19 protein-coding genes and 1 riboswitch are annotated in these 23,453 nt (G+C 37.5%); of the genes, 9 read left to right on the top strand and 10 right to left on the bottom strand.

Going from position 1 to position 23,453, the window contains the following annotated elements:
- Nucleotides 1-56: 56 nt before the first annotated feature.
- From DAY19_RS11945 to DAY19_RS11935, 3 genes are all read right to left on the bottom strand, one after another.
- Nucleotides 57-1,412: a TldD/PmbA family protein gene (locus DAY19_RS11945; RefSeq protein WP_115362744.1), complete on the bottom strand. Its 1,356-nt coding sequence runs from the start codon at nucleotides 1,410-1,412 to the stop codon at nucleotides 57-59.
- Nucleotides 1,413-2,798 carry a TldD/PmbA family protein gene (locus DAY19_RS11940; RefSeq protein WP_115362742.1) on the bottom strand — a complete coding sequence of 462 codons (1,386 nt, stop codon included), beginning with the start codon at nucleotides 2,796-2,798 and terminating at the stop codon, nucleotides 1,413-1,415.
- An 89-nt stretch (nucleotides 2,799-2,887) separates the two neighbouring features.
- Nucleotides 2,888-4,228, bottom strand: coding sequence for a cyclic nucleotide-binding domain-containing protein (locus DAY19_RS11935; protein ID WP_115362740.1), 1,341 nt, complete (start codon nucleotides 4,226-4,228; stop codon nucleotides 2,888-2,890).
- A gap of 205 nt (nucleotides 4,229-4,433) precedes the next feature.
- On the opposite strand from DAY19_RS11935, the gene htpX reads away from it, so the two are divergent.
- Together htpX and DAY19_RS11925 are read left to right on the top strand one after the other, a co-directional pair.
- Nucleotides 4,434-5,324: a protease HtpX gene (htpX, locus tag DAY19_RS11930; RefSeq protein ID WP_115362737.1), complete on the top strand. Its 891-nt coding sequence runs from the start codon at nucleotides 4,434-4,436 to the stop codon at nucleotides 5,322-5,324.
- Nucleotides 5,325-5,389: 65 nt separating this feature from the next.
- The gene (locus DAY19_RS11925) at nucleotides 5,390-6,691 is read left to right on the top strand and encodes a M14 family metallopeptidase (RefSeq protein ID WP_115362735.1); all 1,302 of its coding nucleotides are present in this window, start codon (nucleotides 5,390-5,392) and stop codon (nucleotides 6,689-6,691) included.
- Here DAY19_RS11925 and DAY19_RS11920 read toward each other — a convergent pair.
- On the bottom strand, nucleotides 6,681-7,784 hold the full coding sequence (locus DAY19_RS11920; RefSeq protein ID WP_158536892.1) for a succinylglutamate desuccinylase/aspartoacylase domain-containing protein: 1,104 nt from the start codon (nucleotides 7,782-7,784) through the stop codon (nucleotides 6,681-6,683). The genes DAY19_RS11925 and DAY19_RS11920 overlap by 11 nt on opposite strands.
- 183 nt (nucleotides 7,785-7,967) lie before the next feature.
- Here DAY19_RS11920 and DAY19_RS11915 point away from each other — a divergent pair, with 183 nt between their 5' ends.
- Nucleotides 7,968-8,543 carry a hypothetical protein gene (locus tag DAY19_RS11915; protein WP_115362731.1) on the top strand — a complete coding sequence of 192 codons (576 nt, stop codon included), beginning with the start codon at nucleotides 7,968-7,970 and terminating at the stop codon, nucleotides 8,541-8,543.
- Nucleotides 8,540-12,031 carry a hypothetical protein gene (locus DAY19_RS11910; protein WP_115362729.1) on the top strand — a complete coding sequence of 1,164 codons (3,492 nt, stop codon included), beginning with the start codon at nucleotides 8,540-8,542 and terminating at the stop codon, nucleotides 12,029-12,031. Before DAY19_RS11915 ends, DAY19_RS11910 begins: the two co-directional genes overlap by 4 nt.
- A 4-nt stretch (nucleotides 12,032-12,035) precedes the next feature.
- Here the strand turns inward: DAY19_RS11910 and DAY19_RS11905 are convergent, their stop codons facing one another.
- The 5 genes from DAY19_RS11905 to lysC are packed head-to-tail and all read right to left on the bottom strand — an operon-like array spanning nucleotide 12,036 to nucleotide 16,992.
- Nucleotides 12,036-13,244, bottom strand: coding sequence for a PLP-dependent decarboxylase (locus tag DAY19_RS11905; RefSeq protein WP_115362727.1), 1,209 nt, complete (start codon nucleotides 13,242-13,244; stop codon nucleotides 12,036-12,038).
- A gap of 10 nt (nucleotides 13,245-13,254) precedes the next feature.
- On the bottom strand, nucleotides 13,255-14,010 hold the full coding sequence (locus DAY19_RS11900) for a 2,3,4,5-tetrahydropyridine-2,6-dicarboxylate N-succinyltransferase (protein WP_115362725.1): 756 nt from the start codon (nucleotides 14,008-14,010) through the stop codon (nucleotides 13,255-13,257).
- 2 nt (nucleotides 14,011-14,012) lie between these two features.
- On the bottom strand, nucleotides 14,013-14,918 hold the full coding sequence (gene dapA, locus DAY19_RS11895) for a 4-hydroxy-tetrahydrodipicolinate synthase (RefSeq protein ID WP_115362723.1): 906 nt from the start codon (nucleotides 14,916-14,918) through the stop codon (nucleotides 14,013-14,015).
- Nucleotides 14,919-14,932: 14 nt separating this feature from the next.
- Nucleotides 14,933-15,634 carry a 4-hydroxy-tetrahydrodipicolinate reductase gene (locus DAY19_RS11890; RefSeq protein WP_115362721.1) on the bottom strand — a complete coding sequence of 234 codons (702 nt, stop codon included), beginning with the start codon at nucleotides 15,632-15,634 and terminating at the stop codon, nucleotides 14,933-14,935.
- Nucleotides 15,631-16,992 carry a lysine-sensitive aspartokinase 3 gene (lysC, locus tag DAY19_RS11885; protein ID WP_115362719.1) on the bottom strand — a complete coding sequence of 454 codons (1,362 nt, stop codon included), beginning with the start codon at nucleotides 16,990-16,992 and terminating at the stop codon, nucleotides 15,631-15,633. Before lysC ends, DAY19_RS11890 begins: the two co-directional genes overlap by 4 nt.
- A gap of 116 nt (nucleotides 16,993-17,108) precedes the next feature.
- Nucleotides 17,109-17,321, bottom strand: a riboswitch (Lysine riboswitch).
- A gap of 87 nt (nucleotides 17,322-17,408) precedes the next feature.
- On the opposite strand from lysC, the gene asd reads away from it, so the two are divergent.
- The 5 genes from asd (at nucleotide 17,409) to DAY19_RS11860 (ending at nucleotide 22,036) form a co-directional block, all read left to right on the top strand.
- The gene (gene asd / locus DAY19_RS11880; protein ID WP_115362717.1) at nucleotides 17,409-18,506 is read left to right on the top strand and encodes an aspartate-semialdehyde dehydrogenase; all 1,098 of its coding nucleotides are present in this window, start codon (nucleotides 17,409-17,411) and stop codon (nucleotides 18,504-18,506) included.
- A 7-nt stretch (nucleotides 18,507-18,513) separates the two neighbouring features.
- Nucleotides 18,514-19,263 carry a phytanoyl-CoA dioxygenase family protein gene (locus DAY19_RS11875; RefSeq protein WP_115362715.1) on the top strand — a complete coding sequence of 250 codons (750 nt, stop codon included), beginning with the start codon at nucleotides 18,514-18,516 and terminating at the stop codon, nucleotides 19,261-19,263.
- A gap of 95 nt (nucleotides 19,264-19,358) precedes the next feature.
- Nucleotides 19,359-20,903, top strand: coding sequence for a DUF1254 domain-containing protein (locus DAY19_RS11870; protein WP_115362713.1), 1,545 nt, complete (start codon nucleotides 19,359-19,361; stop codon nucleotides 20,901-20,903).
- Nucleotides 20,904-20,986: 83 nt separating this feature from the next.
- Nucleotides 20,987-21,784, top strand: a complete 798-nt coding sequence (locus DAY19_RS11865; RefSeq protein WP_115362711.1) for a hypothetical protein — start codon at nucleotides 20,987-20,989, stop codon at nucleotides 21,782-21,784.
- A 12-nt stretch (nucleotides 21,785-21,796) separates the two neighbouring features.
- Nucleotides 21,797-22,036 carry a hypothetical protein gene (locus DAY19_RS11860; RefSeq protein ID WP_115362710.1) on the top strand — a complete coding sequence of 80 codons (240 nt, stop codon included), beginning with the start codon at nucleotides 21,797-21,799 and terminating at the stop codon, nucleotides 22,034-22,036.
- On the opposite strand, the gene DAY19_RS11855 is transcribed toward DAY19_RS11860, so the two are convergent.
- The gene (locus tag DAY19_RS11855) at nucleotides 22,033-23,406 is read right to left on the bottom strand and encodes an alanine/glycine:cation symporter family protein (protein WP_115362708.1); all 1,374 of its coding nucleotides are present in this window, start codon (nucleotides 23,404-23,406) and stop codon (nucleotides 22,033-22,035) included. The two genes, DAY19_RS11860 and DAY19_RS11855, sit on opposite strands and share 4 nt — an antisense overlap.
- Between the last annotated feature and the right edge of the window lie 47 nt (nucleotides 23,407-23,453).

The following is a 23,453-nucleotide window of genomic DNA, read 5'->3' as shown; positions in this document are numbered from 1 at the left end:
GGGTGCCATGCACCTTTTGTTTCGCATTTGCGCAACAAAAGGTGCATGGCACCTAGTTATGATCCTGCAATCATTAAATTACTAAATAGAATTTTAGGAGTGAAAAGTGAGTGATCACTTGATGCTTCAACTTTATCACTTATAAGATCAATTTCACTTAGCATCTTAAAGAAGTTTCCACTTACAGTTACATCCTTAAAGTAAGTTTCTATTTCACCGTTATTCCAAATACGTCCACTTACTCCCAGTGAAAACTCACCAGAGATTGGTTTGATACCACTGTGAAGCCCTTGTGCCGTTAGAATTTCCACATATCGACGTGAGTTGAACTCATCTTGTGTATTTGTTCCTGCTTCAATTAGAAAATTTGATGTCGTGGCACTAAGAGGACTCTTTGCTCCACGAGTTGCACAGAAGTTATTTTCTAGTCCAAGCTCTCTTGCTGTAGCGCTATTGTGAAGAAATTGCACAAGTTTTCCATTTTCTAGTAGGGTATTGGTTTGTTTCTTCTTTCCTTCACCATCAAATGGACAAACACTGTGGCCTGCCTTAAAGAAAGGATCATCTTTAAAAGTTAGTCTTGAATCAGCTACCATTTCTCCTAGTTTCTCACGCCATGGATTTGATTTATCAATTGCTGCCTTCGCACTAAAAAGTAGCATGAAACTTGAAATGATATTATCAAAGAGATCAACTTCAAATGTAACATCATAATCACCAGTTTTGATTTGAGATGCATCGATGAAGTTATTGGCCACTTCAAGAGATCCGTTAATTACTTTATCGTAATCTAGTTCTCTAAAGTCTCTTTTTGAGTCAAATAGGTAGTGCATAGCATTCTTATCACCCTTTTTTACAAGAGCAGATGTGTATGCAGTATATGATTTTGACTGATGTGTACAAAGAACACCTTTTGAGTTTCCAATGGCAAAATTTGAAATACCTTCGGCCATTCCATTATAAGGTGCAGACTCACAATTGCTATCACGCTTTCTAACTTCTTCTTCTAAAAAAAGTGCTTTTTCAATCATCTCATTAGCATCAGGTGAGTACTCAATATTTGCCACAGGGTTAATATCATCAACTTGTGTACCTTCTTCTATTAATTGGTATTCATCAACTTTTGAAAATTTCGAATTTTGTGCTGCATTTTCAAGAATAGTCTTAATTGCATCATCACCTAGATCTTCAGTGAAGCTTAGACCTACCTTTTGATCCTTAATAACACGTACACCAAGGGCACCTGTATTGGCCTTCTTGTACTCACTTAATTCACCACTGTCTGCTTTTAGTGAGAAAGACTCAGAGCCTGAGATAATAACGTCAACGTCATTTAATCCCATGTCTTTTGCCATATTAAGGGTTTTATTAATTATTTCTTTTTGTGTTTGTTGTTTTGTCTTCGTGCTCATTTACTTACCTCCACCAACTAGGATCTCGTCAACTTTAAGTGCTGGCTGACCTACGGTCGTATTAACACCACCTGAAATTGAACCACATACACCAGCGGCAAAATCGAGGTTATCAGCAACCATGGAAACCTTTGTTAGGGTATCAGGTCCTGTTCCAATTAGAGTTGCGCCTTTTACAGCATCTCCAATCTTTCCATTCTTGATTTCATATCCTTCAATTACCGAAAAGTTAAACTCTCCTGTTCCTGGACTAACTGATCCACCGCCCATTTGAGCGCAGTAAATTCCGTGATCAATTGAAGAGATCATATCTTCAAACTTATCATTTCCTGCTTCAATATAAGTATTTCTCATACGTGAAGTAGGAGCATATTTATAAGACTCACGTCTTGCACTACCAGTTCTTGGGTGACCTGTTTTTTGAGCGCCCATTCTATCGGCCATAAAGTTTGTAAGGATTCCATCTTTAATTAGTTGTGTTTTCTGAGTGGCCATACCTTCGTCGTCGATATTAATCGATCCCCAATAGTTCTGGTTTGTTCCATCATCAACAGCACTAACGACACTAGAAGCAATTTGTTCGCCTTTCTTATCCCAGAATACTGATGCTTTCTTGGCAACAGACGTTGTTTCTAATAGGTGACCACAAGCTTCGTGAAAGATTACTCCACCAAATCCGTTATCAATTACAACTGGCATTTTTCCAGCTGGACATGGCTTGGCCTTAAGCTTTGTTAGAACTTCCTTTGCCATTTTTTCAGAAATATACTTTGGGTCTTGTCCAAGAATGAATTCCCAACCAAGCATTGCCCCTGGAGAGTATCCTGCGCTATCTTGAATCGTTCCATCACTTGCAATACAAGATGCTCTTAGGCGAATATAATTTCTCTCATCTGTAATGTGTAAACCTTCAGAATTGAAAATTTCAATTTCTTGCATTCTTTGAGTTGTTCCAATTGGAACTTGCGTGATTTTATCAGTCTGCTTACGAGTCATTTCATCAATGGCCATAAGTAGAGGTATTTTCTGATCAAGTGAGATATTATTTTTTAGACCTGTTTGCACGAAGTGTGCTTGATTAATTTTTTCAAAATTAAAATTTGTCGCAGTCGTAATTGGATCTCTTAAGTCTTTTGCACTAAGAGAAGAAACAATATCTAAAAGATCTTCTTTCTTTTTCGAATTAGTATATCCATAAAGTACTTTCGTTCCATAGAAGAGACGAATTCCGATACCAAAATTAATTCCATTTTCAATATTGTCGACTTTTGAGCTCTTAATTGAGATTGATTCAAAAGTTTGGCGATCAATAAAGATCTCTGCGAAGTCAGCACCACGCAACATTGCATAGTCAATAACTTCTTTTGCGATTTGATTATCTAACATAGTATATCCTCCAAAAGTGAGAATATTCTAACAAATGAACATGTTTAAAGGAAGGTAATTCATTCTAATGAGGCAATAGATTATCTTTATTACGCAGCTTCTTCTTGTTCTTTAAGCTTTTGCTGAATGCGTTTCACGCTTGAAGAATGACGCTCTGAGCGATCACCTGAGCGACGAGAGGTTAGAGATGAGATTCGATCAATTAATTCATCATGACGTGTTGTGATTTCATCAAATTGTTCTTTGTCGAGTCGGTATAATTCACAATATCCAAGAGCGCGAACATTAGCATTTCTCTTAGTGTCGTGTAGGAGAGCACTTTCACCAAAGATTTGACCTTCGTGAAGAGTTGCTACAACGTTTCCATCGCTTAGAATTACTTCAACACTACCATGGCCAATGATATACATCTCACTTCCTGTCTCACCGATATTGATAATAGTTTGCCCAGGTCCGTAGTATTTTTGCTCAAGGGCACCAGCAACCTCTTTAAGGCAGCTTGAAGTTAAATTCTTAAAGAATGGCAGATTTCGAATTAACTTCATATTCATGTAAACTGAAAGCTCACTTTGAAGGGCCTGAGGTAATTCATTAATAATTTTATTATCGTTTTCTGTAAGTCTCTTTGTTACAAGGTGATTGTAGTAACTGAAAACATTTTGTTGAAGTCTCTCTGGAACATTATAATGCTTCATAAAACTTGCTAGATCATGCATCTTCTCACGGTTTTGTTGCTTGTAGCGCTCACCATCTTGAACCATTTTTGTTACAGTACCAATGACAAAACCATAAACACCAACTCCTAAGATCATGATCACCATCGTAAAGAGGCGACCTTGATTTGTCGTAGGAGTAATATCTCCATAACCAATTGTTGTAAGAGTAGTTACCGTCCAATACATGGCCGTAATATAATGTGAAGTTCGGTCAATGACTTGCGCCTGATCTATTGGAGCAATCATAATCCAGCATAAGCTAATCCAGTGAACTGCAACAGAGAAGACAGTTAAAATGGCCGTAAATTTAATGGCCTTAGGCACAAAGGCAAGATGTGAGACTATTTCAAATAATCTTACAACTCGTACTAAGCGAAATAATCTAAAGTAAGTAAAAGCGTGAAAGCCTAGTGCGTAACTTAAGATATCATAAGGAATCGAGGCAATTAAATCGACGCTCATAAGTGTCATCCACTTTAAGCGATGGCCTTTAGATGTGAACTTCATATTTTGTTCACGTTTCTTTTGAAAACGAAAAATCAGATCACCTACAAAAAGTCCTGAAATAATAAGATCACTTACTAATTGCCACTTTTGAATCTTGGTTTGAAAAATGAACGAAAAAGGTGCCTCAATAGCAGTAAAGATTACAGCAACAAATATGATTGCGTTCCAGATAATCTCATTCTTTGTGAGGACCTTGTTATTAAACATTTAACCCGACTTATTGACTCAATATTGAGAAGTTTTATAACTTCATTAATTAACTTCGGCTAAATCCCTTAATTCTTTAGTATTTTTTATTGGGCCAGGAGAATTTTTGTAAATTTTTTGTCAAGCAATACGGTTGTTATTGACCGCATAGAGCTTTCAGGCATAATTATGTCGATATTATTATTTTTTAATGGAGTAAAATACAATGTTAAGAGTCGGACTCTTTATTCTCACTAATATCTTAGTTGTCGCAACAGTTGGAATTATCCTTAGTCTATTAGGGATTCCAATGCATATGAATCAAGGTGGATATAGCTTTGAAATGCTTATCATCTTCTGTTCTGTATGGGGATTTGCTGGATCATTTATTTCTTTGGCCATGTCAAAGTTTATGGCAAAAAGAATGTATCCAATGACTGAAATTAGTGAAAACGATCCTAATTACGGATGGGTTGCTCAATCTGTATCAAATTACGCTAAATTAAGTGGAATTAAGAAGCCAGAAGTCTATATTTACAACTCAAATGAAGTTAATGCATTTGCTACAGGGCCAAGTCGAAATAATTCCATGGTAGCAGTCTCTGCTGGACTTATTCATACCATGAGTCGTGATGAAGCAGAGGGTGTAATTGGACATGAAGTTGCCCATATTGCCAATGGTGACATGGTAACAATGGCACTTGTACAAGGTGTGGTAAACGCCTTTGTTATGATTTTATCTCGTTTAGCTGCCATGGCAATCTCAAATGCTATGCGTTCTGAAGACGATGAAGGACCTGGTCTTGGCTACTTTGCTCAAACAATGCTCGTTGTTGTTTTAGATATTGTCTTTGGACTACTGGCAATACCAATAACAATGTGGTTTTCACGCTTTCGCGAATATAGGGCCGATGCAGGAAGTGCGCGCCTTGCTGGACGTGAGAAAATGATTGCTGCTCTTAGAAAGCTGCAACAAAGTACTAAAATGGTTGATAATAGCAACCCTAATATGAGTGCTTTTAAAATCTCTAGTGGCACAACAATGGCCGAGATTTTTAGTTCTCACCCTACATTAGAAAAGAGAATACACGCTCTTCAAAGCCGTTCTAACATTTAATAACACTATTTGTGCAAAATCTCCTCATGGCGGATAATTATATAATTAACACATGAGGAGTTATAATGAAGAAGTTAATCTTGGCAGCATGGATGCTGTCTCAAGTGACTAGCTATGCCCATAGCAGTTCTACAAAAGCATCAAAAGTACTTACCATCAACGCTAAATCAAATTACGCTAAAACTCTTAAAAGCCTGCAAGAAAATGGTTTTGATGTTCTTGGTGTGGATATTAAAAATGAGCTAATTGATGTGGCCCTAACGAAAGACGAATTCATTGAATTTAAAAAATATAATTTCAAAATCAACGAATCTCGAAATGATCTTCTTACAAGCTCTATTGATGAGCGCTATTTAAACTCTGTAGAAGTTGAAGCGCTTATGACTGAGTATGCTGAAAAATACCCCGCAATTGCAAAGAAAATCAAGATTGGAGAGACTCTAGAAGGACGCTCGATTTATGCAATGAAGATCTCAGATAATGTAGATGAAGATGAGGTTAGTGAGCCTTCTGTTTTATTTAATGGTATGCACCACTCACGTGAGATTATGACAGCAGAAGTAACGACAGACATTATTAAAGAGCTTTTAACGAAGTATAATAAAGATCAAAAGATTACTCATTGGGTAGATTCGAATGAGATTTATGTTCTTCCTATTGTGAATATTGATGGAAATATCAAAGTATGGGAAGGTGAGAATATGTGGCGCAAGAATGCGAGAGGTGGCTACGGTGTAGATATCAACCGAAACTATCCAACTAATTGGAATGCTTGTCGTGGTTCAAGTGGATGGAAATTCTCACAAACATATCGCGGAAGTGAAGCCGCAAGTGAGCCTGAAACTAATGTTCTTATGAACTTTGTCTCACAGATAAAACCAGTATTTAATATTTCTTATCACGCCTATTCAGAACTTGTTATTTACCCATATGGTTGCCGTGGCCAAAGAACTCTTAATCGTGAGGTTGTAGAGGGAATTGGAAAGGAGCTTGGACGTGTTTTAAATTATACTCCAGGGACTGCTTGGGAAACGCTGTATTCAGTAGATGGATCAGATATTGATTGGATGTATGAAGAAGAGCAAGTCATCCCTTATGTTATTGAGGTTAGTCCTCGCTCTGATGGCTTTCAACCATCTTATGATAAAAGAGATCCAACAGTTGCCCATAATCGTTTGGGTTGGCAGCTTCTCCTAGATCGTCTTGATGGCCCAATGGTAAGAGGAATTAATAAGAATGCAACAACGATAAAAGTTGAAAATGAAGATTTCTCAACAGAGTATCGTATTAATCCTGACGGAAGCTACTTTATTGTTCTGCCAGAAGGTAGTAAGGCTTCAGACTTTAAGCTTAGCTTTAAGAAGTAAAATTTGTAAAGGCCTCTAATATATTCATGCCCCTTTTCACATTTGAACTTGGGGCATGATTTATGACGATGCCATCAACTGGGGCCAAAATAGGGGTTATGACCTCTTCTGGCCTCTCCATCTTATCAAAGTGGTATAGACTCATAATCTTTTCACCTTTTTTAAAGAATTCACCAGGTGACTTATGGTATTCCACAAAACCTGACTTTGGTGCAAAGAATGATTTGTAGTCTTTAAGTAAGCAAAATGTTGCTTCATTTTTTGGACATTCTATTTCTTTATCTTCGATGACACCTTTTTTAACTAGGTAGTTAAATATATTGATCGCATCGGCCTTGCCTGCTTTAGAATCGATGATCTCTTCACTTCCTAATTCGAGAGTGTAGGATTCAAATGTATTTTCACTCTTATGAATTTCATGAAATTTTACCCATGGATAAAAAGTTGCCTCATCCATGGCCCCACCAAATTCTGGAGGAATAACTAGGTTAAATGGAAAGTTTAATTCTTTCATTTGTTCTTTCAAGTAATCTGGGCCATAGACATAACGACATCCAACACCGGCCGTGTGAAGATCTAGGACAATGTCGGCATCACTGGCAAGTTCCTGGAGAGTGATAAAGAGATTCTTATTCTCATTTATTCCATACTCTTGGTGATAGCGACGATACTCATTAACTTTATTTTTTATAAGAATTTTATAATCTTGTTTTGATTTGCACTCCTTGATTTCATCATCACTTATAAGGCCTTGTCCTTGTGACTGTGAGAAGAAGTCCAAATACATGCGATTCCAATTATCACCGGTAATAGGGTTGAATCGTCCATAAGTGTAGGTTCCCATTTTTACAGAAGTTGCATAAGGATTAGCATTTGGAATTAGGGTGATCTTACTATTAATCTTTTTGTCTTCTAAGAGATTTAAAAGTTTTAATATGGCCATATTCCCTTGAAGTTCTGCGCCGTGAACATTTGCTTGTATATAGACTATCGGTGCATTTTCATTAATTTTTTCTGGTGTTAATTCATAGATATTGAGTGCGTATTGCCCTTGATTGGTTTCATCAATAATTTGAGATCTTTTCGTTAACATCATCTTTCCTTTTTACTCATAGCCAATTATTTAAGCCGCTGTTTTCACACCCTAATTAGTATAAGTTATTGAATACAGAAGAGGGGATTTCCTAAAATTTAGTACTATTATAACATACTAATAATATTAATATCTTCAGTAATATTTATTAAGTATTAAGAAGAAATTACCGATAAAACTACTATGAGAAAGCCTTGCCTTAAAAGCGTCATTCATCTTGTTTTTTGTACTGTTGTGTATTTAACGGCAAGTAGTGCGTTTGCAAGTAATTTTGTCGTTAAAAATAAAACAAAGAAGGCCGTCATTACAGGAGATGTTCCTAAGGACTGGCGTTTTGAAGAAAATATCTTAGGCTTCCCATATGTTCTAATGTCAAAGAAGCATGCAAGTGGCCATCGAAGTATCATTTCATTTACACCAACTAAAATTAAAAGCAAAAGTCTTGATCGCCAGATGATTAAATCTCAAGTTAACGATTATAAGAAAGGAAGACTGAGTTGGGTTGAGAAATATGAAGGTGAAAGCGTAAAGTTTTTAAAATTTCGTGAGAATTCTATACCTAAAATAAGCTCATTTTCTGTCGGTCATCAATACATTGTTTCTAAAAAACATTTTGAAGAAAAGAGTATTTATGCCAATTGTAGTGGAGAAGTATTCCACATAAAATATTTAATGAATATGACTGATGAAAAATCAGATCGTCAAATAATTAATAGTGTCCTTCAAAGTCTATCGTGTAGACGTGGAGGAGAGTCTTGATTAGAAACTCAGTTAAAACAATATTCACTAGTTTATTATTACAACTTACTTTAATTGTTAATTCATATTCATTTGCGCAATTATCACTACAAGCTGAAAACTCAGTGCCAGATGAAGTCGTTGTTGAAATCACTCAATTATACTTAGCTTCCGCTAAGTCTCTCTGTACAGATGCATCTGGCCGTTGGCGCTCTGATGCTGTTGCACTACCATCTAGTATTGTTGAAAGTATTGAGAGTTCATCTGAGCGTAAATTGGGTGACGATGAAAAAGCGATAAATTGTCCTGATTTTCTAGCACTTGAAGTCGCATCAATTAAAGATGGCGCTCAAGGTTTAGAGGCAGAAGAGTTTTATGCTTGTGCTACTCAAGACTGGAACGTGATGGATCAGCTAACTCTTGCAAGAGATATGGATCTAGTTTTAGAAGAGATTTATGAGTGTAAGGGTAAGTCACAACCAACTTCAGAATGTGTAAACGATCTAATTTGTAACGCTGCAAGTACAGTTTCATTTGGTCTTGGCGACGTTATAACTGAAAAGCTTGGAATGGAATGTCCAAAGTCTACTGATACAAACTGCCTTTCTACTGCATGGAATGGCCTTGTTAAAAACTTAATAGGTACAGCGGAATTCTTTTGGGATGTCGCTGCTGGTGGTTTCAGTTGGATTGGCAATAAGATAGGAAATTTCTTTAGTGGGTCTGAGGAAGCTGAAGATGCAGCTTCAGACAAGCTCCACTTACTTTCTTCTGCTGAAGAATCATTTGTTGATAAGCTCTTAGATGATCCAGTGAATACATTAAAAGATGGTTTTGCCAATTTAATGACTGGTATTGGAAATTATATTACTGAAAGTATTTATGATAATTTTGCATGTGCAAAATTTGAAAAAGATGCAAATGGTGAAGATACTTGCGTCGAACCAGTGACAAGTTTTGAATGTGCAACTTGTGGCCAAAAATTGAATATGGCATGTGGTATTGTCGGCGTTGTAGGCGGCGAAGTCCTAATAGGTTTATTAACTGCTGGTACGATCAATGCTGCAAAAGTTGCAGGTAAAGGTATTATGGTCGGAGCAAGGGCCGTATCAAAGTCACGTTTATTTTCTCCAATGGGTAAGGCGATTAAGATTGCTGGTGTTGCCGGGGCCAAAATCGTTCAAACAGGTAAGGGATTCGCAGTTAAAATAGGCCCGCGCGTAGTTAATCTACAAAAAAATAAATTAGTAAAAGCCTTCTCTATGGCCGCTAAATTAACAGGTAAAACTGCGATGTATGGTGGTAAAAAAGTAGCACAAGCTGTTCAAGCATATGGTTGGGCCGCTGATAAACTTACTGCTATGACAATGAGAGGTGTGGCAAATCAACTTGATAATATTCCAACGGCCTTTAATGGCTACCTTGGTAAAACTCTTGATTTTGCGACAAAAAGACGAGCTTCAACTGCACTGGCCACTTCTTCAGATGCACTAAGACGAGGAGCTAATTACTTTGATGGTGCCTCTAGCGTTTCTTCTCAAGCCTCAAAAGCAAGTGATGCAACTGATAGCACTGCAAGCGCTTCACGAAATGCAGATGATTCTCCTAAGCAGGGGGAGTTATTTGATGAGAATGGTAAGGCAACAGCACAGGCCGATAATGGTGGAGTACAAGCAAAAGAACCAGAACAAGGTCGTCTTTTTGATGAGAATGGTAAGGTTACTGCACAAGCTGATAATGGTGGTGTACAAACAAAAGCACCAGAGCAAGGTTCATTATTTGATGAGCATGGTAACGTTACAATGGAAGCTGATAATCGTCTCTCAAGACAATCGTCTAACACTTCTATTACATCTAGCTCTAGGCCAATAAGTGAAAATTTCAATGGTGTCGACGACTTTAGAACAATGGTATCACGTGATGATGTTGTTAATCCAAATATTGACTTTCATTTCACTGATGATTTTCCAATGGATATGATGGCCGTTAAGGATGTCCGTTATACTGCTGATGGATCAGGTATTATGATTAGTAAGTCATCACATCCTGAGCATTATAAATTATTAGAAGAAAAAGGCTTAAGTCCAAACTTAAACGGTGATATTGTTCTTAAGTTTGGCGATGATATTGACAGTTCAATTGTCCGTCATCAAAGTACACCTGGAGCGGCCAAAGATAATGCAAGAATACAAAGGGCGTACCAATTTAATAAACCAGATAAGAGTATTATCGAACGATTAGATGAAACACAACCGACAATGGCAAGGCCTGTTCAAGATCGAGCAAGATTGGATTCTGTTTTAAGTGATATTGATAATATGACACAACGAGAGCTAAATGCATTTTATGCTCGTGTTGATAACAAGATTCAAAATGGTGTTCGCCTAAGCGATTATGAAGCGGCCGGAGCTCTTTTTAGAGCAGACTTAATTAATCCTAGCGTAAGATTTAATGGAGCGGCCGGCAACCGCATTTCTCCACAAGCATATGATAGTGCATTAGATGTTATTAGAAATAGATCACAATCTTCTTTAACGGCCGATGAAATTGCTCGTGGACCAAGTGGTAAATCTCAATCAAGAAGGGCCGCTATTGAAGAAATAATGGATAACGATAGAAGAAGCGCAACTGTTGCTGCTACAGATAGTGTTCGCAATACAAACCCTCGGCCATCTCCTACTGAACAAATTGGATTATTCGATAATGTAGATGATGCTGTTAAGCAGAGTGATAATGCAACTTCTGCTTCCACAAATACGAATAACCCGCCACGACAACTTGATATGTTTGAAGATGGTACAGATGCACTAAGACAATCAGATAATAGCGCTACTAATGGAAGTGTTGGCCTTTCAAGAAATCGAAACACTCCTCAAACTTCAACTACTAGAAACAGAGGACTTGAAGATAATATTAGGGCAACAGTTGTGGCCGCACCTGCTATCAGTGTGAATACGACAACATCTAATAATGAAAACGTTGCAGTCGTTGAACCTGAAATTCAACCAGTAGGGCCAACAAATGTTGATGAAAACCCTGATAATAATTCAGATGAAGATGCTGAATTCAATATTAAAATTGAATATAGCGACAATATTATAAAAGTAACACATGTTGAACCTGTTACGGCCTGTCGACTTCAAAAGAATATTCCAGCATCAGTTGATGATGATGGTGAGGAAGTTGACGCTAAAACAACAACTCTTGGTGCTGTTGAAAATGGCGAAGAAATGGAAGTGGCTAAAGAAAGATTTAATTTTACAGTAAGCGTTGAATGTAAAACTGATGGTGATTACAAACTTGCAACGACAGCTTCATCAAACTTTCCAGATCTAAAGATCAGTGGAGAAGCAAGAATTCCTATCTATAAATGTGATGGAGATGAGTGTGAAACGGAAACTGATGCGAGTGGGAAACCATTCCAGCTAAGACTTAATCCAGCACCTTTAAGACAATTTGCTCCACCACAAGGAAATATTCCAGGGGCCCCTGTTTTAAATACACTTTAAGGATTTACTCAATCCAATCTGCACTAGTTTTAATTGTACGTGGGATCATGATATCACCTTTGTACTTAACAACTTCTGCAGGTAGGTTATGGCATAGGAAAAATGGCATACTTTCAGTAAAACCGTATGCTCCGCATTGGGTGAACACTAACCAATTTCCATAATCGCAATCTTTTGGAAGATCAAATACGCCAAGCTTATCTAGAGATGTACACAATGGACCATGTACATGAAATTCTTGATTCTGCTTAGATTCACATTCTTCAAGAACTTCGCAGGGAAAGGCCTGATTTGTGAGTGCGGCCCTTGCAATATGATTTATTCCACCATCAAGTACGAGAATTTCTTGTCCTCTAACGTTTTTGCGATCAATAACTTGGCTTAGGTATAGTCCACACTCACCAACGGCGTAGCGGCCAAGCTCCATCCAGATCTTTTCAAGTTTATGCTTTTTCTTAAGGCGCACTAGAGCTGCATTAATATCCTTGAAATCAATTCGCTCACTTTCGTTTTGGTAAGGGATACCAAGTCCTCCGCCGAGATCAATAACTTGAGGTCTTACACCCATATCTTGAGCTAGTTTGTTAATTCGAGCACATGTGTGATCCCAAATTTCTTCAAGCTTTGATGCACTTAAAATATTCCCCCATTGGAAGACGTGGTAGCCAATCACTTCCACATTTTCATACTCGCTTAGATCTAGTGATTTCCACCCTTTTTCATCTAGGCCAAATGCGGTGATGTCATCGCCACCAAGAACAGATTTTTCCTTGCTATCCCACTCTAGTTGAACTCTTAATAGAGCGCGTGCCTTTATTCCCATCTCACTGGCCTGTTCATTTAGCCATTTTAATTGATAGATACTTTCAACCACAACGCAATTGATTTCATGTTCTAAGAGAGTTCTTATATAGCCGCGAGATTTACTTGGGCCTGTTGAGATAATATCGCTAGATTTAACTCCACTTGCAACAACTTGAGTTAATTCACCCTTTGATGCCACATCAATTCCAATTCCTAAATTTCTAATGAGCTTTAAGATAGATGATAGGGGATTTGCTTTACATGCATAGTAAAGTTTAATGCTCTCATCTTTGTTCTCTACGATGTAGCGTAAGTGATCTTCAAGTTTGTCTAAATCATAGAAGTAAAACGAAGAGTCGATTCTCTTCGTTAACTTCTTTAATTCTTTTGTGATATTTTTATCTAACATTATAATTTATCTATCTTAAAAATGATTCGAGTTCTAGTGATGCATCTGATTTCTCATCACGGTATTTGATAATCATGGCACAATTCATTGAAAGGCCCTGATCCTTTGCCCAGGCAAGTTTATCGTTTACCGGTCTTGTTCCCGGTACAACAACTGCACCTTCTGGAATAGGCTCACCTGGTTCAAGTCTTCTCTCATTTACACAGTCATAAATAGGTACACCTTTTGAAAGGATAACACCTGGTGCGATTACAGCGCGTTTTAAAACTTGAATACCTTCAACGATAACAGCACCTGCTCCAATAAAAGCATCGTCTTCAATAATAACCGGAGCTAGTCCAATAGGCTCTAGTACGCCACCAATTTGTACTCCAGCACTTAAATGGACGTTCTTTCCAATTTGAGCACATGAGCCAACGAGAGCGTGTGAATCAACCATTGTACCTTCGTCAACATAAGCTCCAATATTGATGTATGCAGGAGGCATGATAATAACGCCTTTTGAAACATAAGCTCCTCGGCGAACACTTGAGCCACCTGGAACGATTCTTACACCGCGATCAGTATCAAATTTTTGAGCTGGAATATTGTGTTTATCAACAAATCCTTCATAACCAAATTTTGATTGTTCAACATTCTTTCCGGCCTTAAAGACCTCAAGAATCATTTGCTTAACTTCTGTATTTGCTTGCCACTTACCATCAACTTTTTGTGCTGATCTAAGTGTTCCACTTTCTAGGCCTAGTAGTATTTCATCAACTGTCATTTTTATTTTCTCCAATTCTTAATTTTATCATTTGCTGATTTTACGATTGATTCTTTTGTCATATCTTTTAGTGATAGTGGTGGCCTAAGAACGGCCGTCTCAATTTGTCCCTGCTCTTTCATGAGCCACTTTGCCGGCACAGGATTTGAACAAACAAACATCGTGTTACTTGCTTCAATCCACATTTGAGCATCGCTTTCATTTAATTCACCATTTAGGCAGTCTCTTACATATTTATTAGTCTCAGCTGGCCATGGGTTTGCTGCTACAGAAACTAATCCCTTTGCACCTAAAGGCGTAAAGGCCGGCAGCATTGCATCGTCACCACTATAGACTCGTCCACCATTTGCGGCCTCAACATATTTGGCAAACATCTCAACTGAGCCACTGGCCTCTTTTATTGCCCAAAATGCACGGTGCCCATTAAGTCTTTTAACTGCCTCCAGAGACAGTCCAATACCTGCACGAGATGGAACATTATAGAGCATAACCGGCTTATTTGAGACATCCATTAGTGTTTTAAACCAGTGGTATTGTCCCTCATCACCAGGCTTTGCATATAAAGGTGTAACAAGAAGGTAAGCATCGATATCAAGGCCATCAAGATAAGAGACCCATTCACATGTCTCGTTTAGATTGATACCACCAACACCACACATAAGTGGAACCTTAAGGTCTAGATCGATTGTGAAATTTAGGATATTCTTTCTTTCTTCTAAATTTAGATTAAGGGCCTCTCCCGTTGAACCTAGAATTAGTATCCCATTTCCGGCTTCTTCTTGAGCTCTTAAAATACGCTCTAATGAGTCCAAATCAACTGTTTGATCTTCATGTAAAGGCGTAATTACGGCCGTCCATAGGGGAGTTGAGTTTAAAAATTCAAGGTCTTTCTCATTTATATTATTCATTTAATCTCCAGTTATTATTCATTTTCTTTCATTACTTGAAGGGCAACTTCACTAAAATCATAGAGTCCTGGCCCAAGAGTTTGCATTTGCTTTACTGCCCACAATGCTCCAGCGGCAAATATTCTTCGATCTTTTGCTTCATGTTTAATTGTAACAATTTCGTTAGGGGTATCAATAGTTAATTCATGAATTCCCACGATATCTCCAGTTCGCTCAGAGCTGATCTCGGCGTCATGATCTAACCATTCTTTCCATGAGAGGGCAGTACCACTAGGAGCATCAAGTTTCTTTGTATGGTGAATATCGTTGATGTGGAAGCTTAATTGTTCTTCATTAAAAAGAGAATTAGCTTTGGAGGCAATCTTAATCATCTCTTTGACCAGATTCATCCCAAGACTAAAGTTCGTGGCCTTTATCCAGGTTCCACCACCAGTCTTTATTTTATCTAGCATTTCTGGTTTCCATTCAAATCCAGTTGAACCACAAACTACGCAGATTCCTGAAGTGCTTAATAAATCAAAATAATGCTCTAAAAACGTATCCCCATTTAAAAAAGAGAGAACCATATCAAATCTATTAAGATCATCTTTCTTTAAAGGATTTTTTGAATCAAAAACACTTAATTCAATATCACTATATTCGCCATTTTTATTTTCTTCACAAAGCTCAATAACTTTAGAACCTGTTTTTCCTTTCCCTAGTAATGCTAATTTCATTGAATGAATTCCTGATGTAGTTTTTGAATTGCTGAATCCGCTTGATTCTTATCCACTAAAAAGCAAAAGTTATGCTTACTGGCCCCTAGACAAATCATTCTAACGTTGATTCCTTCTACAGAGTTAAAAATTCGCTTTGCAATATCTGGTGTATGGTTGATTTCATTTCCGATTAGACTTACTAGTGTTAAGTCAGTTTCAACTTTTACGCTACATAACTCCGATAACCGACTAATTATCTTCTTATTTAATAGGGCGCTATCGTCTAATGTAAGTGCTACTGAAATCTCAGACGTTGTAATTGAATCAATACTTACTTTAAAATCATTAAATATTTTAAAAATCTCAAATAAGAAACCATGTGCATGAAGCATTTTTGGCGTTGATAATGTCACAAGGCTTTGTTCTCGACGTAAGGCCATTGCTCTTATTAATGGTGCTGAATCAGTCTTATCAACAATCCAAGTCCCTGGAGCATCAGGTTCATAGCTCGATCCAACAAAGACCTTAATACCTGCACGTAATGCAGGTGTTAAGGTCGTTGGATGAAGTATTTTTGCACCAAAAGTTGCCAGCTCGGCCGCTTCAGAAAATGTTATTTCATTTAATAATTTCGCTTCTTTTACAATACGCGGATCTGTTGTGGCGATACCTGCGACATCTGTCCAGATTTGAAGTGTGTCAGCACCCATGGCCTCTGCAACAAGTGCAGCGGAGTAATCTGAACCTCCACGCCCTAGTGTTGTAGTTAAGCCTTCAGAGGTCGATCCCATAAAACCTTGAGAGACATATACGACATCTCCATACTTTGCGTTAACTAGATGTTGCTGGGCCTTTTCCTTTGTTGCAACAAGATCAGGTGAAGCTTTTGTAAATTGATCATCAGTTTTAAGAACTTGTCTAATATCAAATAACTCAACATTCTTCTTTTGATGGATTCCTGCTAGAACTTGGCTAAAAATTAATGAAGACATTCTTTCACCAAGACTTACAAGTGAATCGTATGCTCGGTCTGAACATTCTCTTAATAGAAGCATTCCATTGGCAATCATATTTACTTCTGAAAGAAGCTCAGAAACATCTTCTTTTAGTTCTTCTGTTGCATTCATATCAATTAGTATTTGATTATGTTTATCAGCAATTTCTTCAACTAGTGCTTCTACCTTTTCACCTTCACCAAGTGGTGCCTGTTTAGATATTTCTACTAAGAGATTTGTAACACCGTAAACGGCCGATACGATAACCATATTAGCGTTCTTGGTAGCACTGATTTGAGCACTTCGAGTCATGGCCTCTAGGTTTGCCATAGATGAGCCGCCAAATTTTGCAACAATGATTTCTGAATTTTCATTACCCATACTTAAAATCCTATATGTGATTCAAATAAATAAGGTAATTGTATGAAGGAGTGTGTTTAAATGCAAAAAAGAATTGTGAAATATAACCGACTTAAACAGTTGTATAACATAGGATTTGCATTCGAAGCTCTCCACATAACAAAGCAAACTTATTTGAAGTTAATAATTTGTTAAGCGACAGTCCTAAGGCTTCTCCCTTAGTGACCAATAGTAAGGCTTGCGCTAAACCAAACTATTTCGGCAATGCTTCCATCGTAGTGATTCGTAACGGACTTATTCGTTGCGCACCCTGACCACTAGTTACTAAGCAATGCTCCTCTTCGTAATCTTACAAGGAATATTCTAGTGGATAGACACATTGATGTCTATACTTTTATAATTTGTGTGAATTTAAAATTACATCCTAGGGGTATAAAATGAAAAAAGTTGGAATTATCGGTTGGCGTGGAATGGTCGGATCTGTTCTTTTAGAAAGAATGGAAATGGAAGGAGACTTTGCAAAAATTGATCCATACTTCTTTTCAACTTCTCAAGCAGGGCAAAATGGCCCATTAATTTATAATAAAACACATACCTTAAGAGATGCTAATGATGTAAATGAACTTGCTGATATGGATATTATAATCTCATGTCAAGGTGGTGATTATACAAAGAAGGTTAGACCGGCGCTAGATGAAGTGAGCTGGCAAGGGTATTGGATTGATGCGGCTTCCGCAAAACGAATGGATGATGACTCACTTATAATCCTAGATCCTGTTAATAAAGATATTATTGATAAAGCACTTAATGATGGAGTTAAAAACTTTATTGGTGGTAATTGTACCGTTAGCCTTATGCTTATGGGGATTGGAAGTTTATTTCAAGAAAACTTAGTAGAGTGGATGACATCGATGTCATATCAGGCGGCTTCTGGTGGTGGTGCTCGTCATATGAAGGAGCTTCTAACGCAAATGAAGGTCATTGGCGATGTGGCCAATCCGATAATGGAAGGGCCGATTCTTCAGCTTGATACAGATATTTCTAATTTACTTAAAAGCGAAAAACTTAATGCTGATTGTTTTGGTGTTCCGTTGGCACTTAATTTGATTCCTTGGATTGATAGCGCTGTTGAAAAGGGGCAAACTCGTGAAGAGTGGAAGGCCTTTAGTGAGACAAATAAAATTCTTGGCAGAAAAGACAATCCAATACCTATTGATGGTACTTGTGTAAGGGTTGGTGCACTGAGATCTCATTCACAGGCATTAACGATTAAATTGAATAAGTCTGTCGACATTAAAACGATTGAAGACATGATTAAGAACTTTTCAGAATTTACTGAATTTGTTGAAAATACTCCTGAGGCCACACGAGAAAAACTTAATCCACGTTATGTGTCTGGTACCCTCAAAACAACAGTCGGACGTGTTAGAAAAATGAATCTAGGTGATGAATATTTAAATATTTTCACATCAGGTGATCAACTTCTTTGGGGAGCTGCAGAACCTCTTCGTCGCATGTTAAATATTGTGTTATAGTCATTATATGGAATTAGATTACGATAAATTAGTAAAAGATTTTTATCAACAAGGCTATTGTGTAGTCGAAGGACTTTTTGATCCCAAAGATCTTAAGAATATTGAAAAGTCTTTTGATAATTTATATCAAGCAAGTCTCTCTCTTGATGAGACACAAATGTTAAAGCTAGCTCAATTTGTCTTTAATGAAGATGCACTAAATCGCATTGTTTGGTGTGGTGGTTACGATGAATTTCTTCTTGATATAGGTGCTGATAAACGAATACTGAATATTGTATCAAGAATCCTTGAATCTAATGAGATGGTTCAATTAATTAATCAGGCCCACTTTAAACTACCTGGTCAAAAAGTAGAATTCAAATGGCACCAAGATAGTGAACACCGTCGCTATGGAACACATATGTGGGAAGATGTCGATGGCCGTGGAAGTTACGTTCAAACTCTTCTTGCCATTGATGATATGAATGCGGACAATGGCCCTCTTAAATTTATCCCTAATTCCAATCAAGAAGGTCATCTTAATTATAAAGAAGATCCTAGTATTATCGATGAGATGCTTGAGAAATATGAGGCCGTTGATGTGATGCTAAAAGCAGGTGACGTCGCATTCTTTGGGCCATATGTTTTTCATTCTTCGAGCTTAAATAAAACCGATTCTCCTCGCCGTGTCCTTATTAACGGTTACGCTCAGCCAGGTGCTAATAAAAGAGAGTATCCAGGTGTAGGCCTTGGAAGACACTTGAAACTAAACTCTTAAGAGAGTTTCTTTACCTTTATTCACGATATTTAAGAACATGTCTTTGATAGATCCTCTAAAATTAATGCATACAGTCGTTAGTCGAGGAAGATTCTATGTCAGATAAAAAGAAATCAAATTATGGAAAGTATCGCTATCCTGCTGTTGCAGTAGCGGTGTTATTAACATGGGTTTTTTCTGTAACCTATCTTGTTCAAAGTAATACTCCAGAGGGACAAGTTACCAGGCTTCCTGCTTCTGCTACTCAGAAAGATGGTGTTTCTAGAGGTGTTGCTTCAATTGCTCCTGCTGACGATCCTCTTTTAAAAGAAACATATGCGTTAGGTATAAATGCATATTTATGGGGATCGACATTGGTTCGAATGGAGCAAGTTTCAAGGCAATACACAGAAGTTTCTCAAAGTGAAAAAGATACAAGTTATCGTGCACCTGTTGGAGAGTTTGGTCATGCAAGAAGACTTCCTGGCCCAGAAGATGCTGATATGCCAACACCTAATCAAGACACTTTGTACTCAAGTGCTATTCTTGATCTTTCACAGTCTCCGATGGTGTTATCTGTTCCGGCAGTGAAAGATCGATACTATGTTATTAATGTATTTGATATGTGGCATAACCTTATCCAATATGTTGGTACGAGAGTTACTGGTACAGATGCACAAAATTTTCTTATTGTTCCACCAAATTGGAATGGACGAAGTAGCGAGAAGTTAAAAGGCCTTAAAGTTGTTCGTTCACCAACAACAAAAGTTTGGCTCTGGGGCCGTACTGAAGTATTAAAAAAGACAGAGCAGGATCTAAAAAAAGTCCATGAAATACAAGATCAATATAAGTTAACTCCATTAGCAGAATACACTGATGGTAAGAAAGTACAATTATTTGGTTTATCAAATCGCCCAGGAGATGAGAAAGATCCATTGAGATTTTTTACTGAACTTAATGAATATCTCTTAGATAATGTATTAAATGATATTGATAAAGCGCAAATGCAACAATTAGAAAAGATAGGAATTACATCTGAAGGCTTTAAAAAAGAGATGCTAACTCCCGCTCAACAAGACATCTTAAAACAAGTTCTAAAAGATGGCGTTGAAATCGCTAATGCTCAAATTTACAATCCCGCACATACAAAAATAGTAAATGGCTGGAGCTATGTATTTGATTTAGATAATTTTGGACAGGATTATGCATTAAGATCAATGGTTGCTCATCCCTATTTGGGAGGTCAAGGAGAGAAAGAGGCCATATATCCAATTCGTTATAAAGATTCTAAGGGTAATACACTTGTTGGAAGTAAGCAGTATCGTATGAAGTTTAATTCAAATCCACCTAATGATGGTTTTTGGTCAATAACAGTTTATGATGCTGAGACTAAGCTTCTTGTATACAATGCCTTAAAACGTTATTCTCTTGGCGGTGAAAGTGATTTAATGAAGAATCCAGATGGATCATTTGAAATTACTTTTTCTAATCAAATGCCATCAGACTCAAAAAAGCGTGCTAACTGGCTGGCCGCACCTGTTGGAGCATTTTACATCATTACTAGGATATACATTCCCCATGAGGATGTATTAAGTCTTAAGTGGAAGCTGCCAGAAGTGGAACCAGTTGAAACTAAAGTCCTTTCAATGGTTTCAAAATAAATAGTCTGTTCTAACTTTTTACACCTTTTGAATCTTTACAATAGGGGCCTAGAAATAGGCCCTTTTTTGTTACATTGATAGATATGAAATATCTTATCTTTCTCATATTTATCGCAATAATTGGCAATCATTCTGTCAATGCACAGGAATATGGTTTTCTAAATATTGCTGATGGAAAGGTTTCATATAAAAAAATTGAGAATTACCTACGTCCATTTAAAACAGATGGCTGCTCTAGTGTTTCACCAGATGGAACGATTGGCAGGCCTACCCTATGGCAACATTGTTGTGTTGAGCATGATATTGCTTATTGGTATGGTGGAACTCTCCAAGATAAGAAAGATGCAGATAGTGCTTTAAATCAATGTGTTTCAGAAGTTTTTTCTGGAATCTTTGGAAGAGCAATGGAAGTGGCCGTTTATATTGGAGGTGGCCCTGATCTTCATACTGGTTATGCTTGGGGCTATGGTTGGAATCATATCCGAGGCTATCATGAATTATCACAACAAGATCAAGATGAAATTCAAAGAATGATGCCAGCAGATCCTCATGGACAAGAAATAGAAGAAATTGAGTTTGATAAAGAAGTAATTCCATCTAGAAATAAAAATATTTGTTTAGATGAGATACAAGATCATCTCGAAAAGTCTTTTAAAGAAGATGATGTTGAAATCTTGAGATCAACTGAAGCATTAAGTTTCTTAAATCGTGTTTATGTTGTTGAAACTAGCTCATGTGAAGGACAAATAAAAGTAATATTGAATAATTTTGTCAGCTTTAATGATTGTGAAGAGCTTCCTTATAAGAATGAGTGGGAGCAAAAAATAAAGAAAGTTGAAGCTTTCGGTGAGTGTGCCGATAAGTTTGAGAGTAAGGAATAAGAGAGGTAAGGCATGAATAGAGTATTTATCCTAAGTGGAGCATTTCTTGTATTAGCAGCAATTCTGTCTCTTAATGTTGAGCATGACGATCTTAAAAGCCTCAAACTTCAACATAAGAAAGCTCGTTTAAGTCGAAATACATGTGGAATGCAGGATCTAAGTTGCCACCGCCACTATTTAAACCTTATTAAAAGACTCGAGGGGCGTATTGATCTACTTGAGAAAAAAGTCATTAATACGAAAGAGGGCTAAGCTGCACTCTTTCGAATATACTTCTCATAATATTCATCAAATTTATGCTTAACCTTAGGCGCTAGTGCAATAGTGGCAATCATATTTGGTATGGCCATCAAAGCAAATCCGATATCCATTGCATTTACCATGTCTGTAGGAGCAGATACGGCCCCTAGTAGTACTGTCGAAGCATAGAATAGAGCAAAGGTAAGCCTTGCTCCCATTATTGGTACGCCACCAAATAAGAAGTCCCAACATTTCTCACAGTAGTTAGCAGATCCAATGACAGTGGATAAGGCAAAAAGAATAATTGAAATTCCTAGAAGATGCGATCCGGCCATTCCAAAGTTTTTCATAAAGGCCATTTGAGTAATCAGTACACCATTTGATTCTTGTAGCTCAGCAGGAGAAAGTGAACTTAAAATTACTATTGAAGTCATTGTACAAACGATAATTGTGTCAATGAAAGGGCCAACCATAGCAACTAGACCTTCGGCCACGGGTTCACTTGTTTTTGCGTTTCCATGGGCCATTGGAGCAGAACCGACACCTGCTTCATTAGAATATGTTGCTCGTTTGATTCCTGTTTTAAAGATATGGATTACCGCTAGACCAGAGACTCCACCCACTGCAGCTCGCCCAGCGAATGCTTCTTTGAAAATTAAAGCAAATACATCGGCAACGTTACCAAAATTCATAATGATAATAATAAGAGCACATCCAATATAAAGAGTACACATTGCCGGCACTAGTTTAGAAGTGGCCTCTCCAATTCTTTTAACACCACCCATTAGAATATAGACAAGAAGAACGGCCGCCAATATACCTGTGATATGTGTAGGAATGCTATAATTAGAGGCCATGAATGTTGCCATTTGATTTGTATTAAAGACACCTAATGAACCTATTAAGCCTGCTCCAGCAAAGAAATAAGCAAGAAAGTGCATATACTTTGGTAGCGCTTCGATAATCGTATACATAGGGCCACCTTGAATTTCTCCGTGGTGATCATTGCGTCGATACATAACGGCCAGAGTACACTCGAAAAACTTCGTATTCATCCCAATTAGGGCCCCAACCCACATCCAAAAAATAGCACCTGGTCCACCTTGTGATATTGCAACTGCAACACCTGCAACATTTCCCATTCCTACGGTAGAGGAGAGGGCATTTGTTAAGGCCTTAAAGTGAGAGATCTGTCCCTTACTTTCATTGTCGTTCTTGTGATGGAATTTACCTGAAATGAGTCGAAAAGCGTGAAAGAAACCTGCTAATGTTTTTAAACGTGAAATGGCAACGAGATATATCCCACCACCAAGTAATAAGATAATAAGTGGCAGGCCCCAGACGATCTCGACGGCTTCCGCAAGAAATGCAGAGAAATTCATGTAAATCCTTTGTAATTAATTGAATTATCAATAATTTTTCCATAGCT

Source organism: Halobacteriovorax vibrionivorans, assembly GCF_003346865.1.
In the GTDB taxonomy this organism is placed as follows: domain Bacteria; phylum Bdellovibrionota; class Bacteriovoracia; order Bacteriovoracales; family Bacteriovoracaceae; genus Halobacteriovorax_A; species Halobacteriovorax_A vibrionivorans.
The sequence above is the reverse complement of the archived record's forward strand: the minus strand, read 5'-3'. Positions and strand labels throughout refer to the sequence as shown.

Excerpts from the sequence above, each read along its gene's own strand:
- DAY19_RS11860 (WP_115362710.1), top strand. The coding sequence starts at position 21,797 with ATGAATAGAGTATTTATCCTAAGTGGAGCATTTCTTGTATTAGCAGCA.
- DAY19_RS11870 (WP_115362713.1), top strand. The coding sequence starts at position 19,359 with ATGTCAGATAAAAAGAAATCAAATTATGGAAAGTATCGCTATCCTGCT.
- DAY19_RS11915 (WP_115362731.1), top strand. The coding sequence starts at position 7,968 with ATGAGAAAGCCTTGCCTTAAAAGCGTCATTCATCTTGTTTTTTGTACT.
- DAY19_RS11945 (WP_115362744.1), bottom strand. The coding sequence starts at position 1,412 with ATGAGCACGAAGACAAAACAACAAACACAAAAAGAAATAATTAATAAA.
- htpX (WP_115362737.1), top strand. The coding sequence starts at position 4,434 with ATGTTAAGAGTCGGACTCTTTATTCTCACTAATATCTTAGTTGTCGCA.
- DAY19_RS11920 (WP_158536892.1), bottom strand. The coding sequence starts at position 7,784 with ATGTTAACGAAAAGATCTCAAATTATTGATGAAACCAATCAAGGGCAA.
- dapA (WP_115362723.1), bottom strand. The coding sequence starts at position 14,918 with ATGAATAATATAAATGAGAAAGACCTTGAATTTTTAAACTCAACTCCC.
- DAY19_RS11925 (WP_115362735.1), top strand. The coding sequence starts at position 5,390 with ATGAAGAAGTTAATCTTGGCAGCATGGATGCTGTCTCAAGTGACTAGC.
- DAY19_RS11900 (WP_115362725.1), bottom strand. The coding sequence starts at position 14,010 with ATGACAGTTGATGAAATACTACTAGGCCTAGAAAGTGGAACACTTAGA.
- DAY19_RS11935 (WP_115362740.1), bottom strand. The coding sequence starts at position 4,228 with ATGTTTAATAACAAGGTCCTCACAAAGAATGAGATTATCTGGAACGCA.
- DAY19_RS11855 (WP_115362708.1), bottom strand. The coding sequence starts at position 23,406 with ATGAATTTCTCTGCATTTCTTGCGGAAGCCGTCGAGATCGTCTGGGGC.
- DAY19_RS11905 (WP_115362727.1), bottom strand. The coding sequence starts at position 13,244 with ATGTTAGATAAAAATATCACAAAAGAATTAAAGAAGTTAACGAAGAGA.
- DAY19_RS11875 (WP_115362715.1), top strand. The coding sequence starts at position 18,514 with ATGGAATTAGATTACGATAAATTAGTAAAAGATTTTTATCAACAAGGC.
- asd (WP_115362717.1), top strand. The coding sequence starts at position 17,409 with ATGAAAAAAGTTGGAATTATCGGTTGGCGTGGAATGGTCGGATCTGTT.
- lysC (WP_115362719.1), bottom strand. The coding sequence starts at position 16,992 with ATGGGTAATGAAAATTCAGAAATCATTGTTGCAAAATTTGGCGGCTCA.
- DAY19_RS11865 (WP_115362711.1), top strand. The coding sequence starts at position 20,987 with ATGAAATATCTTATCTTTCTCATATTTATCGCAATAATTGGCAATCAT.
- DAY19_RS11890 (WP_115362721.1), bottom strand. The coding sequence starts at position 15,634 with ATGAAATTAGCATTACTAGGGAAAGGAAAAACAGGTTCTAAAGTTATT.
- DAY19_RS11940 (WP_115362742.1), bottom strand. The coding sequence starts at position 2,798 with ATGTTAGATAATCAAATCGCAAAAGAAGTTATTGACTATGCAATGTTG.